Below are 13,399 nucleotides of genomic sequence, written 5' to 3' on the forward strand. Positions count from 1 at the left end.
GCCGTCCGCACCGAACGAGGCGCAACCAGTGCTGTTGCTCGACCGACACTGCGCGTGTGTCCATCATTGGTGTGCCGTGGTCATTCAGTGCGGCGGCTGGTCCGAGTTCCCGGTTTGTTGATCGTGGTGGTCCAGCAGCTTCGAGAGCAGCTCGGTCAGTTGGTCTCGCTCGGCGGGGGAGAGCGGGTCGAGGAGTTCTTCTTGGCTGTGGGCGAGTTGTTTTTCCAGGCGGCGGAGTTGGCGTTTGCCCGGGGTGGTGAGAGTGATGACGTTGCGACGGCGGTCGGTGGGGTCGGGGGTGCGGTCGACGAGGTCGAGTTCGGCGAGTTCGTTGATGGTGGCGACCATGTCGCTGACGTGGATGCCGCTGCGGCGACCGAGGGTGGCTTGGCTGGCTGGACCGAATTCGTCGAGGGTGGCCAGGATCCGGTAGTGGTAGCCGCGAGCGTCGGCGGCCGCGAAACCATCGCTGACCAGGCGGTGGGCGTGGTTCGCTGTTTGGGTGAGTAGCCAGGTGGGCAGGTTCTTCCACCTGGCTGGGGTCGGCTCGGGTGGGTGTTCCATGTGACAACTCTAACAAATCGTTTGTGCGACCAACGATCGCGATATCGTTGGTCACGCAAACATTAGTCGCCCGAACGTTGGGTAGACGAAGGAGTTGAGACCATGATCGAGCCGTTCCGCGTCGACATCCCCCAGGCTGATATCGACGACCTCAACGACCGCCTCGCCCGCACCCGCTGGCCCAACGAGCTCGCCGACGCCGGCTGGGACTATGGCTTCCCGCTGGCGCGGCTGAAGGAACTCGCCGAATACTGGCGCACCGGCTACGACTGGCGAGCGCACGAGGCGAGACTCAACGAACTCGCGCACTTCACCACCGAAATCGACGGCCAGAACATCCATTTCGTCCATGTCCGCTCGCCGAAGCCGGACGCGCTCGCCCTGATCCTCACCCACGGCTGGCCCGGCTCGTTCCTGGAATTCCTCGACGTGATCGAACCACTGTCGCGCGACTTCCACCTGGTGATCCCGTCCATTCCGGGCTACGGGTTCTCCGGGCCGACCCACGAGCGCGGCTGGGACATCGTCCGGGTGGCGCGCGCGTGGGCCGAGTTGATGCGGCGGCTCGGCTACGAGCGTTTCGGTGCGCAGGGTGGCGACTTCGGCTCGGGTATTTCCCAGTCGCTCGCAGCGGTGGCGCCGGACAGCGTTGTCGGTGTCCATGTGAACTACCTGCCGACGCGGCCGAACCCGGATGTCGAACTCTCCGACGCCGACGAAGCACGACTTGGCAAGATCAAACAGCTGATGGCGAATCGACCGCCCTACCAGGCACTCCAGGCTGCCACCCCGCAGACCATCGGCTACGCGCTCACCGACTCGCCCGTCGGCCAACTCGCCTGGATCGCCGAACGTTTCGCGCAATGGACAGACCCACGCTCACCGATCAGCGACGACCGGATGCTCACCGACATCTCCCTGTACTGGCTCACCGCCACCGCGGCATCCTCGGCACGGCTACACCGCGAATCGGCGAGGGCGAGCGCGCCGTGCCCGGTGCCTCTGGGCGTCGCCGTCTTCGCCCATGACATCACCCAGTCGGTGCGCCCGCTGGCCGAGCAGCTCTACGACATCAGGCACTGGTCGGAATTCGACCGAGGCGGTCACTTCGCCGCGATGGAGGTTCCCGACCTGCTCGCCGCCGATATCCGAGAGTTCTTCCTGAACAGCATCAAGGAGGGCTGACCTCGCTCAGCGGCTGTCGCGCGGTGTGGGCCGCCAGAACACACCGAGCAGCAGCGTCGCAGAGACGACGCCGAGCACGACCGAGATCATCAGCGGTGCTGTGCCGTCCATCGCGATGCCGACCAGATGATCAACCGACCCGCCGTGCCGGTCAGCTTGCCGTCACCCCAGGCGTGATTGATGCCGTGAGCGAGGACGACGGTGCCGAGGGTGAGCCGGAGAACGAGGGCTGCGGCGTCGACGGAATTCATGCCGCCTGCTTCTTCGCGACACCCACCACGGGTTTCCGCGTAGCCGGTTGCCACCCGGGCGGCGCGAAGACGTAGCCGAGCCGGTCACGCCACCGGCTCGCACGGCGAACGTCGCGGACGATGTTGGCGTACTCGTGGTACTGCAGGCGCAGCACGTTGTAGGTGCCGACCGGGGTGGTGAGACCGTAGGTGGGAGTGTGCAGTTCCGCCTGGAAGGTGCCGAACATGCGGTCCCAGATGATCAGGATGCCGCCGTAGTTGCGGTCCAGGTATTCGGGGTCGCTGCCGTGATGGACGCGATGGTGGGACGGGGTGTTGAACACGAATTCGAGCGGGCGCCACATCTTGTCGATCGTCTCGGTGTGGGTGAAGAACTGGTATATCAGGTTGAAGGCGAAGGCCACATAGATCGTCCACGGTGCGAAGCCCAGCAGGGGTAGCGGCGCCCAGAAGATCGCCTCCGACCAGGGGTTCCACTTCTGTCGCAGGGCGGTGCCGAGGTTGAAGTACTCACTCGAGTGATGTGCCTGATGCGCGGCCCAGCCGATGCGGACACGGTGAGAGAACCGGTGATTGCAGTACCAGGCGATATCGACGACCACCAGCAACAGCGGCCAGTACCACCAGGAGCCGGTGGGCAACTTCCACGGCGCCAGCTCGGCGTAGAGGATCACGAATACGAACAGCGTCGCGAGCTTGAACAGTGCCATCGCGCCCATCGCACCGAAACCCATCGTGATGCTGGTGCGCGAGTCGATGGGCGAGTAGGCCCGCGGTGTGTCCTCGGCGTCCGCGTGGCGCAGACTCAGCGCTTCGATGGCGATGAAGACGAGAAAGAACGGAACTGCGTAGATCAAAGGGTTGTTGATGTGGTCCCAGAACACGGACAGCAAGCCGACTCCTCCTATTGACGTATGAGTAATTTACAAAATAGTAAATTCACTGTCAACGCCCGTCCAACGGTCGTCTCGCCACTGCCGCCAGGAGCTGGACCTCGACCGACTCCCCGACGCGAAGACGTTGATGCACGCCCTCGCCGGGCAACCTCGATCTGCCTGTCGGGCGGCGAAGATCGGACGGAAACCTGACACAAGATGTCAAGGTTGTGGTCGAGGATGGGAATCGTCCGTTGCCGCACCATCCACAGATAAGGGACCGCCTTGCGTGAAACTCCAGAAGATCTCGCAGCACTTCAGGCGCTTCTCGACGCCTCGCTCACCAGCGCCACATCACACTTGCGATCGATCATCGACGCCGAGAACACGCTGACCGCAGCGGAACTCACCCAGACCCTCACCGGCATGTGCACCCTCGCGCTGTCCACCGTGACGGCGAAGGGTGAACCTCGGATCAGCGCGGTAGACGGACATTTCCTGCACGGACACTGGCACTTCGGCACGGCGCGCACTGCCGCGAAGGCGCGCCACCTCGCGGCCAGGCCCGCTGCCAGCGTCGCACACTTGCGCGGTGAGAACTTGGGCGTGTTCACCCACGGCACGGTCGAGATCCTCAACCCGCTGGGCGGCGAACCCGGCACGGGCTGGCCGGAACTGCTGGCGTACTTCCAGGATTTCTACGGCGGCGACGCCTTCGACTGGGACAACGAGGTGGTCTACTACCGCCTGCGTCCACACTGGATGACGGTCTACGCGCCCGATGTCGCGAGGCTCGCTCCCTGATCGTCTGTGCACAGGCGAAAACTCGCGCTTGCGCTATACGTATACATCTACTTATAGTGAGAGCACGCAATGTACGTATACATCTACGTACAACCTTCGTAGCCTAGGAGTACAGATGCCTACTTTCCAGACGCCGCAGCCGGTCGCCGTCGCCGTCGATGTGCCCTGTGGTGACGTCACCGTGGTCGCCTCCGATCGCGCCGACACTGTGGTCGAGGTCCGCCCGGTCGATACCGCCAGCAAGGCTGATGTCCGTGCCGCCGAACAGCTTCGGGTCGAGTTCGCCGACGGCAAGCTCACGGTCGAGGCTCCGAAGAAATGGAAGTCCTTCACCCCGTTCGGTGGCAACCCGTCGGTCTCGGTGACCGTCGAGGTGCCGATCGGCTCCGCCCTCGACGCGACCCTCGCGATGGGTCGACTGGTGAGCGTCGGCGAATTCGACCGGTGCGATCTCGAAGTGTCCGCCGGTGACATCGCGGTCGAACGCCCGAGCGGTTCGGTCAGCGCGAAGACCGCCAAGGGCAACATCCGCGTCGACGAGGCCGCGCGGGGGGTGCTGCGACTGGAGACCTCGATGGGCGATCTCGAGGTCGGCATCCGGCCGGGTAGCGCGGCGCGGCTGGAGGTCAACGCCCTGCACGGCAGTGTGCAGAACCGGATGGAACCCGTCGATCAGTCGACGGGGAACGGAGAGGCCGTCCAGGTCTTCGCGCGCAACCTGTACGGCAACGTCACCGTCGGCCACGGAACGCTCGTATAGACCCGGGGGGTCTCGAAGCTGGTGCACCCGTAGCCGTTCGCGTGCCACCTCGCCGTCCTCGCAGTGACCGCGTCCCCAATCGGTGGGAGGGGTCATCGGGTGAATGCGCCCGCGTCTGCTGCGAGGGCGGCGCTGGTCGCCGCGAGGTCGGGCAGACGAGGACCGGGTGGGGTGCGTAACAGGACCAGGTGGTGGTAGATCGGTGCGGTCGCGGCGATCAGGAGGGCTCGTGCGTCGACCTCGGATGGCAGCTCGCCGCGACCGATCGCGCGCTCGACGATGATCTCGGACTGGGTGTAGCGGTCATCCCAGAGGCGACGCAGTGCTCGGGCGGCTTCCTCGGATCGGAACGAGGCGGCGATCAGCGCCATCGCGAGCGAGGGCTCCTCGGTGAACGAATCCTGGATCTCGTGGTTGAGTGCGGCGAGGTCACCGCGTAGGGAGCCGGTGTCGCGGGGGTGCCATTGCCGGCCGCCCGCCGCGTCGAAGAGGTCGGCGAGCAGGCCGCCGACGTCGTGCCAGCGGCGATACACCGTGGCGCGGTGGACGTTCGCGCGGGCCGCGACCGCGTCCATGCTGAGCGCGTCGTAGCCGTGTTCGGCCAGCTCGGCGGTGACGGCGTCGAGCACTTGGGTTCGGATGCGGGCGGTTCGGCCACCGGGACGCGAGCGTGCCGGGGAAGGGGGTTCGGAAGCATCCGATGCAGATCTCATTGTCGGCAATCCGATCGCTTGACGGGACAAGTACTACCGTCGTAGCTTAGTGCGACAGTTGTCGTATTAGGAAGCCGTAGGTGTTCGGCCTCCACCGGATAGCCCACGCGCCGAAGGAGTTCCGCTGTGCAGCACGATCACTCGCCTGTTCCCGCCGACCCGACCGTGCTGCACCCCATGCCCGAGCAGCCGCGAGTCGTTCTGTTGAAGCCGCTGATCACCTCACCGCTCATCGAAGTCGGCGAGTACTCCTACTACGACGATCCCGACGACCCGACCGCCTTCGAAACCCGCAACGTCCTCTACCACTACGGCCCGGAGAAACTGATCATCGGGAAGTTCTGCGCCCTGGGCACCGGAACGCGGTTCATCATGAACGGGGCCAACCACCGCATGGACGGCCCGTCGACTTTCCCGTTTCCCACCATGGGCGGTTCCTGGTCGGACCACTTCGACCTGCTCACCGGCCTGCCGGGGCGAGGTGACACCGTTGTGGGCAACGACGTCTGGTTCGGCAACGGCGCGACGGTGATGCCCGGCGTGCGGATCGGCCACGGCGCCATCATCAGCACCGGGTCCGTCGTCACCGGCGACGTCCCCGACTACGGCATCGTCGGCGGAAATCCCGCCCGCCTGATCCGAACCCGCTTCGGCGACCGCGACATCGCCCGCCTGCTGGCAGTCGCGTGGTGGGACTGGCCCGCCGAGCACATCACCGCACACGTGCCGACGATCATGTCCGGCAGCATCGACGACCTCGAAGCCGCCGCCGAATCCTCGAAGTGAGCGAAATGCTTTCTCGTCCAGCCCATATCGCGATGATCGGCATCCCCATCGTCAGCCATGTCCTGCCGAGCCTGGAAGTGATCCGTGAGCTGGTGGCTCGTGGCCATCGCGTCACCTACGCCAACGACCCGGCCGTCGCGGACCTGATCACCGAAGCCGGCGCGGAGCTGATCGCGTGCACCTCGATGCTGCCGGTGGCCGACAACACCTGGCCCGAAGACCCTGTCGCGGTGATGAACCTGTTCCTCGACAATGCCCAGCTCGCGCTGCCTCAGCTACGCGCGGCCTACGACCACGACCCCGCGGACCTCTATCTCTACGACATCGGCGCCTACGCCGGACGCGCCCTCGCCGAAACCCAACACCGCCGCATGATCCAGCTCTCGCCCACTTTCGTGGCGTGGACGGGCTACGAACACGAAGTCGCGGCACCGTTGCGGCAGCTGCCGGGCGCCGACGCCTACCAGGCGAAATTCGCACGCTGGCTCGCCGGCTGCGGTGCCGCGACCACCGATGTCGACGACTTCTCCGGCGTGCCCGACCAGGCGCTGGCGCTGATTCCCCGAGCGATGCAACCGCACGCCGACCGAGTCGATTCCGGCACAGTGACTTTCGTCGGCCCCTGCTTCGACACCCGCCCGTCAGCGGGCTGGGACCGCCCCGCCCACGCCGAGAAGGTCCTGCTGATCTCCCTGGGCTCGGCATACACCCGCCGACCCGAGTTCTACCGCCAGTGCCTCCAAGCCTTCGGCGACCTCCCCGGCTGGCACGTCGTTCTGCAGATCGGCAAACACACCGACCCGAGCGAGCTCGGCGACATCGCCGCCAATGTCGAAGTGCACTCCTGGGTTCCCCAGCGGGCGATCCTGGAACGCGCGGACGCCTTCGTCACCCACGCCGGCATGGGCGGCTGCGGCGAGGGACTGCTGGCGGGTGTCCCGATGATCGCCGTGCCCCAGGGCGCCGAGCAGTTCATGAACGCGGACCGGCTCGTGGAACTGGGGGTTGCGCGCCGCATCGACACCGCGGACGCCACCGCCGCGAACCTCCGCCAGGCTCTGCACGACATGGTCACAGACCCGGACCTCGCTCGCCGCTGCGCTCGGCTGCGCGCCGACGCACACGCCGAAGGCGGGACGATGCGCGCGGCCGACCTGATCGAAAAGCTGCTGGGCTGAATCAGGTCCAGACGTAGCGTTGCGGATCCATGCGTCGCCATGCTCGGTTCATCGTGGTGTAGGCAGCCCGGCGGTAGTGCGTCCATGTGTACCCGCCGGCGCGCAGCGCGCGATGGTGACCGACCCACACCAGGAGCATCACTGCGAGGAACAGGACACGGTGGACAAGCATGGTGCAGCGGTAGCGGGTGCGGGAGCGGTTGTGCAGCAGCACCGCGAGTCGCTCACATTGCAACCGCACATGGGGCACTTCGTCGGCGAGGATCTGGGCGCAGACCGCACGCAGGACCGGTGAGCCGGTAGCCCGACGGATCGCGTTGTAATAGACCATCGCCAGAACTTCGACCATGACCACGGGGGTGGTCCAGACCTCGATGTCGGTGATGCTGTACCGAAGTCTGCGAAAGAGTGTGTCGCCCCAATCAGCGTGTCGCCGTGGGATGCCCGCATCGTCCAAGATCCGGCCCAGCAGCGCGCCGTGGCGTTGCTCCTCACGGATGAACAGGTCGATGATCTCGCGATACGCGGGATCGTCGGTGGCAGTGGCAAATCGGTCAGCGGACGCCGCCAGATGCTGTCCATCCGATGTTTCGCCGAGCTGCCAGGCCTGCAGCGACCGGCGAAGGGGTGCCATCTCGGCGGGAGATGCCCCGACCCCGTTCGATTGCCACGGAACCTCACGCTGCTGGAGCGCATTCTGCTGGAAGTAGGCGAGCCATTCCTCGGTGGAACGCACTCTTCGCCCACCTGCCCCGTGACCGATCGCTGATGTCGCGCTTTTCGACTCCCGCACAGCTTCCCCCTCTGCTCGCCTCCAGTCGTACCCGAAGCGGGAGTCGGCCGCCAGCGGACCCTGTACGAGACCGATGCCGAGTCACCAGCAGGACAGCGTCCCGGTGACTCGGCGTCGGTGTTCGTCTGGCTACTTCCAGGACGGCAAGCAGCCGGCCGCACGCAGGCGGGAGGCGAAGCCGGTGTCGACGCTGCTGCTCGATCCGGTGGCCGAGCCCGTCGTAGCTCCGGTGAACGCGGCGGCGAGTTCGCCACCGAGCCCGGCACCGATGGAGCACCCGAGCAGATTGAGGTCGATGGTGATGATCTCGTTGGGCTCCGCGGGGTTGTCGACGGCATTGGCCGGCCCGGCGAGGCAGGCGATGGTGGCGGCGACGGCTACCGCGACGGCACCGGCTGTGACAGAACGCATTTTTCTCCTGGCAGTTGATTCGGCGAAATTCCGGTGCCCGATCAGTCGGCGGACGACCGTCGGCACCGCGGCAGCGCGGTCCATCCGGTGTGGGCGGGGCGACTGCCTTGAACGAACTACCCAGGACACCCACTGTCGAAAACCTCGATCGTCGAGATGCGCAGTGAGACATCCCTCGCGTTGTGCGTAGCGGTATTTCGTGGCCGACGTGCGCCTGTGCCCTGTGGCGTCGGTGCTGTGAACTGGGATGATTCTCTGTGGTCGGCACAACCTGGACGCGAATTCCTCAGTGCGGGTGAACCGTTGGCCATATCTGGCGGACAGGGGCGCGCGCAGCGAGAGCGAGAGCCCACGACAGCTCGGTACGGTCGGATTCATGGAGTGGAGCTTTCAATCGGCCGAACAACTCGTCTCCGCGCTGCGGGCGGGTGCGGTGTCATCGGTAGAATTGACCGAGGAGGCAATCGGCCGTATCGAGCGTGACGACACGGCGATCAATGCGATCTGTGTGCGTGATTTCGACCGTGCGAGGCAGGCCGCACACCGTGCCGACCAGGCACGCGCCCGCGGTGCCGACAGCGCACTGCTCGGAATTCCGGTGACGGTCAAAGAGTCCTACAACATCGCCGGGCTTCCCACGACCTGGGGCATGCCGCAATTCGCGAACTACTCTCCGCCCGCGGACGCGGTGCAGGTGTCGCGGCTCGCCGCTGCGGGCGCGGTGGTGCTCGGCAAGACCAATGTGCCGCTGGGACTGCAGGACGTGCAGAGCTTCAACGAGATCTACGGCACCACCAACAACCCGTGGGATCACGCTCGCACCCCCGGTGGATCCTCCGGCGGGTCCGCGGCGGCATTGGCGTCCGGATTCGGTGCGCTGTCCATCGGGTCCGACATCGGCGGTTCTCTGCGCACTCCTGCGCATTTCTGCGGCGTCTACGCACACAAGCCGACACTCGGGCTGGCCGCGAGCCGCGGCATGGTCGCACCGCCCGCGACGGCATTGCCGACCGATCTCGACCTCGCGGTCGTCGGTCCGATGGCGCGTACGGCTCGCGACCTCACCCTGCTCCTCGACGTCATGGCGGGACCGGACCCGCTGACGAACGGTGTGGCATACGACCTGGCACTACCGCCTTCGCGCCATGAGCGACTCGCCGACTTCCGTGTCCTGATCCTCGACGAGCATCCGCTCATCCCGACCGGATCCGCGGTGCGCGCAGGTGTGAACCGGGTGGCCGACGCGCTGGTCGACAGTGGCGCCCGCGTGGCACGACACAGTTCCCTGCTGCCGGATCTCGCCGAAGCCGCGACGGTCTACATGCAGTTGCTGTTCGCCGGCGCGGGCGCACGTTTTCCCGTCGACGCCTACGAGCAACTACGGACCCGAGTCGCACAGCTGAGCGTCGACGATCGCAGTCTCGTCGCGGTGCGCCAACGCGCGCTGGTGTTCAGCCACCGCGACTGGCTCGAAGCGAACAACAGTCGCGAACTCCACCGCGCCGGCTGGCGGCGACTGTTCACCGAATTCGATGCCGTCGTGTGCCCGATCACGCCCACGCCCGCGTTCGCCCACGATCACGACCCCGACCTGCTGGGCCGCCGGCTCGATATCGACGGTGTGGATTACCCGTATCTCGACCAGCTTGTCTGGGCCGGTGTTGCCACGATGCCCGGCTTGCCCGCCACCGCCATCCCGGCGGGACGCTCACCCGAGGGCCTACCGGTCGGGGTGCAGCTGATCGGCCCGCAGTTCGAGGACCGCACCCCACTGCGGCTTGCCGAACTGCTCGAACAGAAGATCGGCGGCTTCCAGGCGCCGCAGTAGAGCCGTGGCGGCTGTCTCCTCAGTACCTATAGACGACAGATTCCGGATCGCTGTCGGCCACCTAACTTGGTGACGACAACGCGATTTCGAGCATCGAGCCGCAACGGAGCCGAGGAGAATCATGACCGCCTACGCCATCGCCAGATTGCAGGACGCCCCGCTGCACGCGGACATCGCCGACTACATCGAGCGCATTCCCGCCACCTTCGAGCCGTACGGAGGCCGCTTTCTCGTGCACGTGACGCCACACGAAGTGAAGGAAGGCAGCTGGAGCGGGGGCATCGTGATGATCGGCTTCCCGGGGATCGACCAGGCGCGCGCCTGGTGGGACTCACCGGCGTACCAGGAGATCGCGCCGTTGCGCTCGCGGCACATCGAGGGCGACATCATCCTGGTCGGCGGGGTCGCCGAGGACTACGATCCCGCCACCACCGCCGAGGCCATGCGTGCCGCGCTGAGCGGCTGAGGTCCGAGCAGTCCCGGTGTGATCACCCTCCGACGCGGTGCGCAGCTGTGACGGCCAAGGCCGCCGGGAAGGCTCAGGATCCGGGGGCCGGCCAGGCGGCCGCGTCGGTGTTGCGCGATACCCGGCGGAGCAGGGTCGCGAGCGTCTGCCGCTCTTGCTCATCGAGTCCCTCCAGCAGCCGATGGTCGCGTGCTACGCGGCTGGGCAGTTCGGTGTCGACGAGATCGCGCCCGGCCGCGGTCAGCTGCAGCAGCACCACCCGGCCGTCGCGCTCGAACGGCAGCCGTTCGACCAGTCCGATCTTGGTCAGCCGGTCGGCGTGCTTGGTGGTCGAAGCGCCGCTGGTCATGGTCCTCGCGGTCACCTCGCTGGCGCGCAGTGGGCGGCCGGTGCGGGCCAGGGCGCACAGGATGTCGAATTCGCCGCGGTTGACGCCCCTCGGCGCGAGTGCCCGGTCGAGCTGGTGCAGCGTCAGCGAACTGATCCGGTTGATCCGCCCGATCACCTCGATCGTGGAGGTGTCCACCTCGGGATAGGTCTCGGCCCATTCGGCTCGAACGCCGTCGACGAAGTCGGGGGAGGTGTCGGCCATGTACTCATCCTAGCGATCGGTCTCACACTATTTCAGATATACTTTACTAGTAAAATACATTTAGGATGGCAGCGTGCCTGCCGCGACTTCCGACCTACACAACCCGCCCACCGCCACCCGGCTGCGACACTCCCGTGGCGCGTTGGCGCACTCGGTCTCCGCATCCACCTGGCGGCGCGCGCTCGAAGTGCGGCCTGCCGACGCGACCGTGGCGGCCTCGTTGCGCGTCGGCGTTGCCGCAGCGCTGGTCTTCGTCGGCTGTGGCCTGTTCGATCTGCGGCAGTACGTCGGCTTCGCGGTACTCGGTGCACTGGCCTCCGCTTTTGCCCGGCACGAGCCGATGGTTCGGGTCGCTGCCAAGGTGACGCTCGTCGGTGTGCTGGTTGTCGCTTTCGTCGCAGGAGGTGGGCTGCTCGCCCTCGCGCACGTGCCGATGTGGGCCGAGGTCGCGTTGATGTCGGTCGGTGCCGCGGTTGCGGCGATGTCGGTATCGGCATTCCGGATCACCGGTCCCGGCCCGGTGATCCTCGTCTTCGCGGCCACCGCGGCGATCGGATATGTCAGCGCCCCCGGCGATGTCGTCCGCGTGTGCTCGGCCGCGGCGATCGGCGCCGCGGTGGGACTGCTCGCGCAGACGGTGCCACTGCTGGTGCTGCCCCTGGGGCCCGCCCGGCTGGCCGTCGCCCGGGCGCTCTCGACTGTCGCCACTCTCGATCGCGGTGGGTCCGTCGAACCGGCCCGCGTCGCGATCGCGCACGCTCGAGAGAAGGTGGCGCTCAGCGGTGTTCGGGGCGGGGATGCCAGACACCACCGTGACCTGATCGCCTTGCTCGACGAGGCGGAGGCCGCGGTCGACGACTGGACAGCGGGGGACCGAACGCGACTGCTCGACGTGGTCGGGCACGAGGCAGAACTGCGCAAGATCAAGCGGCGCAGCATCATTTTCGACCGTGGCGCCGAAGTCGGGGCGTCCGCGCTGCCGCGTCCCGAGGGGTTCCTGGCGACGGGCCTGTCCGGACTGCGCTCACGCGCGGTCCTCGGCAACGCGGCGCGCATCGCGCTCGCCTCGGCCTGCGCGGGGTGGTTCGCGGCGGCCGCCGGGCTCACCCATCCGCTGTGGGCGTCGATGGGTGCGATGGCCGCGATGCAGGGTGTCTCGTACGCGATGACCGTGCAGCGTGGAATCCAGCGACTGCTCGGCAATGTCGGCGGCGCGGTCATCGGGGCGCTGCTGATCGCGGCGGGCCTGGGGTACTGGGCGACCGCAGTGGTGATCGTGGTCTTCCAGGTGAGCGCCGAAGTGATGGCCGCACGCAGCTACGCGCTCACCTCACTGGCGGTCACGCCGATGGCGTTGCTGATGGTCGGCCTCGGGGTGCACCTCTCGCCCGAGATCGGCGTCAGCCGGATCGTGGACACCCTGATCGGCGTCACGGTCGGCGTCGTCATCGCGGCCGTGACGATCAGCCGCTCGGATCTGCAGCATCTCCACACCTCCTCGGCCACCGACGTGAAGCAAGGCGCCACCCGCGTTCGTCCGTGAGATCGGCGCGGTGAGCACAGCGCGGGCGACGGCCCGAGTGCTCCGTTCCGGCAACGCGAGATCGGAGGTGAGCAGCCCGCTGCCGGACACCGGCTCCGATCAACCAAGCGATCGACGGTGGTCGCCCCGAGTCGCCGCGGTGTAGGCGGCGGCAAGCATCACGACGCATCCGAATAGTCGAAGCTGCGTGGGGTTCTCATCGAGGAAGAGCACCGCCGACCCCAGCGTGCCGACCGGGACCAGCATGAGGACGGCGGCATTCACTGTGCTGCTCAGCCCGTCAGCGGCGAACAGCACCCCGGCCGTCGCCGCGACCATGACCGGCCGCCGAGACAGTGGACCGTCCCGACGACGTTCCCTGCGCGAGCAGTCACAGTGCGGGCACGGCCAGCGCATATCGAAAGATAGTGGCAGTCACGGGGGAGACCGCTGCCATCAACAGGCGCGGTCGTCTCCCGCCCAGGGGCGTCCTGAGCTTCGAAACCGTGTGCTGCCTTGGGCGGCGGACCATCGGGTGACGCTATGTCGACTGGCAAGGGTGAGCATCTGATTTCCGGGGCGCGGGTTTCGTGCAGTCGCTGAATCGGCCGTGAGCTCAGAGTGAATCGGTCATTGGTACGCCCGTACAGGCGAGCACAGTTTTTCATGAG

15 protein-coding genes and 1 pseudogene are annotated in these 13,399 nt (G+C 66.7%); 8 read left to right on the forward strand and 8 right to left on the reverse strand.

Annotated features, from left to right (window positions below; translation table 11 throughout):
* Window positions 1-84: 84 nt before the first annotated feature.
* The gene (locus ACWGCN_RS04615) at window positions 85-564 is read right to left on the reverse strand and encodes a MarR family winged helix-turn-helix transcriptional regulator (RefSeq protein WP_449962505.1); all 480 of its coding nucleotides are present in this window, start codon (window positions 562-564) and stop codon (window positions 85-87) included.
* A 102-nt stretch (window positions 565-666) separates the two neighbouring features.
* Here ACWGCN_RS04615 and ACWGCN_RS04620 point away from each other — a divergent pair, with 102 nt between their 5' ends.
* Window positions 667-1,749 (forward strand): epoxide hydrolase family protein, encoded by a 1,083-nt coding sequence (locus ACWGCN_RS04620; RefSeq protein WP_449962501.1) that lies wholly within the window; start codon window positions 667-669, stop codon window positions 1,747-1,749.
* An 89-nt stretch (window positions 1,750-1,838) separates the two neighbouring features.
* Here the strand turns inward: ACWGCN_RS04620 and ACWGCN_RS04625 are convergent, their stop codons facing one another.
* Window positions 1,839-2,000, reverse strand: a complete 162-nt coding sequence (locus ACWGCN_RS04625; RefSeq protein ID WP_452457522.1) for a hypothetical protein — start codon at window positions 1,998-2,000, stop codon at window positions 1,839-1,841.
* Entirely contained in the window at window positions 1,997-2,884 is an 888-nt protein-coding gene (locus ACWGCN_RS04630; protein ID WP_452457538.1) for a sterol desaturase family protein, read from the reverse strand. The genes ACWGCN_RS04625 and ACWGCN_RS04630 overlap by 4 nt, the downstream gene beginning before the upstream one ends.
* 276 nt (window positions 2,885-3,160) lie before the next feature.
* Here ACWGCN_RS04630 and ACWGCN_RS04635 point away from each other — a divergent pair, with 276 nt between their 5' ends.
* Window positions 3,161-3,679 (forward strand): pyridoxamine 5'-phosphate oxidase family protein, encoded by a 519-nt coding sequence (locus tag ACWGCN_RS04635; RefSeq protein ID WP_378991671.1) that lies wholly within the window; start codon window positions 3,161-3,163, stop codon window positions 3,677-3,679.
* 115 nt (window positions 3,680-3,794) lie between these two features.
* Window positions 3,795-4,439, forward strand: coding sequence for a DUF4097 family beta strand repeat-containing protein (locus tag ACWGCN_RS04640; RefSeq protein WP_452457521.1), 645 nt, complete (start codon window positions 3,795-3,797; stop codon window positions 4,437-4,439).
* Between the two features lie 92 nt (window positions 4,440-4,531).
* On the opposite strand, the gene ACWGCN_RS04645 is transcribed toward ACWGCN_RS04640, so the two are convergent.
* Window positions 4,532-5,152: a TetR/AcrR family transcriptional regulator gene (locus ACWGCN_RS04645; RefSeq protein ID WP_452457520.1), complete on the reverse strand. Its 621-nt coding sequence runs from the start codon at window positions 5,150-5,152 to the stop codon at window positions 4,532-4,534.
* A gap of 177 nt (window positions 5,153-5,329) precedes the next feature.
* Here ACWGCN_RS04645 and ACWGCN_RS04650 point away from each other — a divergent pair, with 177 nt between their 5' ends.
* Both ACWGCN_RS04650 and ACWGCN_RS04655 read left to right on the forward strand, forming a co-directional pair.
* Window positions 5,330-5,938: a CatB-related O-acetyltransferase gene (locus ACWGCN_RS04650; RefSeq protein ID WP_452451348.1), complete on the forward strand. Its 609-nt coding sequence runs from the start codon at window positions 5,330-5,332 to the stop codon at window positions 5,936-5,938.
* Between the two features lie 5 nt (window positions 5,939-5,943).
* On the forward strand, window positions 5,944-7,116 hold the full coding sequence (locus tag ACWGCN_RS04655; RefSeq protein WP_452457519.1) for a macrolide family glycosyltransferase: 1,173 nt from the start codon (window positions 5,944-5,946) through the stop codon (window positions 7,114-7,116).
* 1 nt (window position 7,117) lies between these two features.
* Here ACWGCN_RS04655 and ACWGCN_RS04660 read toward each other — a convergent pair whose 3' ends face one another.
* Together ACWGCN_RS04660 and ACWGCN_RS04665 are read right to left on the reverse strand one after the other, a co-directional pair.
* Entirely contained in the window at window positions 7,118-7,852 is a 735-nt protein-coding gene (locus ACWGCN_RS04660) for a ferritin-like domain-containing protein (RefSeq protein ID WP_452457518.1), read from the reverse strand.
* Between the two features lie 186 nt (window positions 7,853-8,038).
* Window positions 8,039-8,320, reverse strand: a complete 282-nt coding sequence (locus ACWGCN_RS04665) for a hypothetical protein (RefSeq protein ID WP_378991678.1) — start codon at window positions 8,318-8,320, stop codon at window positions 8,039-8,041.
* A gap of 376 nt (window positions 8,321-8,696) precedes the next feature.
* On the opposite strand from ACWGCN_RS04665, the gene ACWGCN_RS04670 reads away from it, so the two are divergent.
* Window positions 8,697-10,148 carry an amidase gene (locus ACWGCN_RS04670; protein WP_452457517.1) on the forward strand — a complete coding sequence of 484 codons (1,452 nt, stop codon included), beginning with the start codon at window positions 8,697-8,699 and terminating at the stop codon, window positions 10,146-10,148.
* A gap of 121 nt (window positions 10,149-10,269) precedes the next feature.
* Window positions 10,270-10,614: a DUF1330 domain-containing protein gene (locus ACWGCN_RS04675; RefSeq protein WP_449962480.1), complete on the forward strand. Its 345-nt coding sequence runs from the start codon at window positions 10,270-10,272 to the stop codon at window positions 10,612-10,614.
* 73 nt (window positions 10,615-10,687) lie between these two features.
* Here ACWGCN_RS04675 and ACWGCN_RS04680 read toward each other — a convergent pair.
* Window positions 10,688-11,214: pseudogene (locus tag ACWGCN_RS04680) on the reverse strand (MarR family winged helix-turn-helix transcriptional regulator).
* A gap of 65 nt (window positions 11,215-11,279) precedes the next feature.
* Here ACWGCN_RS04680 and ACWGCN_RS04685 point away from each other — a divergent pair.
* Window positions 11,280-12,749 (forward strand): FUSC family protein, encoded by a 1,470-nt coding sequence (locus ACWGCN_RS04685; protein WP_452457516.1) that lies wholly within the window; start codon window positions 11,280-11,282, stop codon window positions 12,747-12,749.
* Window positions 12,750-12,848: 99 nt separating this feature from the next.
* Here the strand turns inward: ACWGCN_RS04685 and ACWGCN_RS04690 are convergent, their stop codons facing one another.
* The gene (locus ACWGCN_RS04690; protein ID WP_379312095.1) at window positions 12,849-13,067 is read right to left on the reverse strand and encodes a hypothetical protein; all 219 of its coding nucleotides are present in this window, start codon (window positions 13,065-13,067) and stop codon (window positions 12,849-12,851) included.
* Between the last annotated feature and the right edge of the window lie 332 nt (window positions 13,068-13,399).

Source organism: Nocardia sp. NPDC055050, assembly GCF_053608345.1.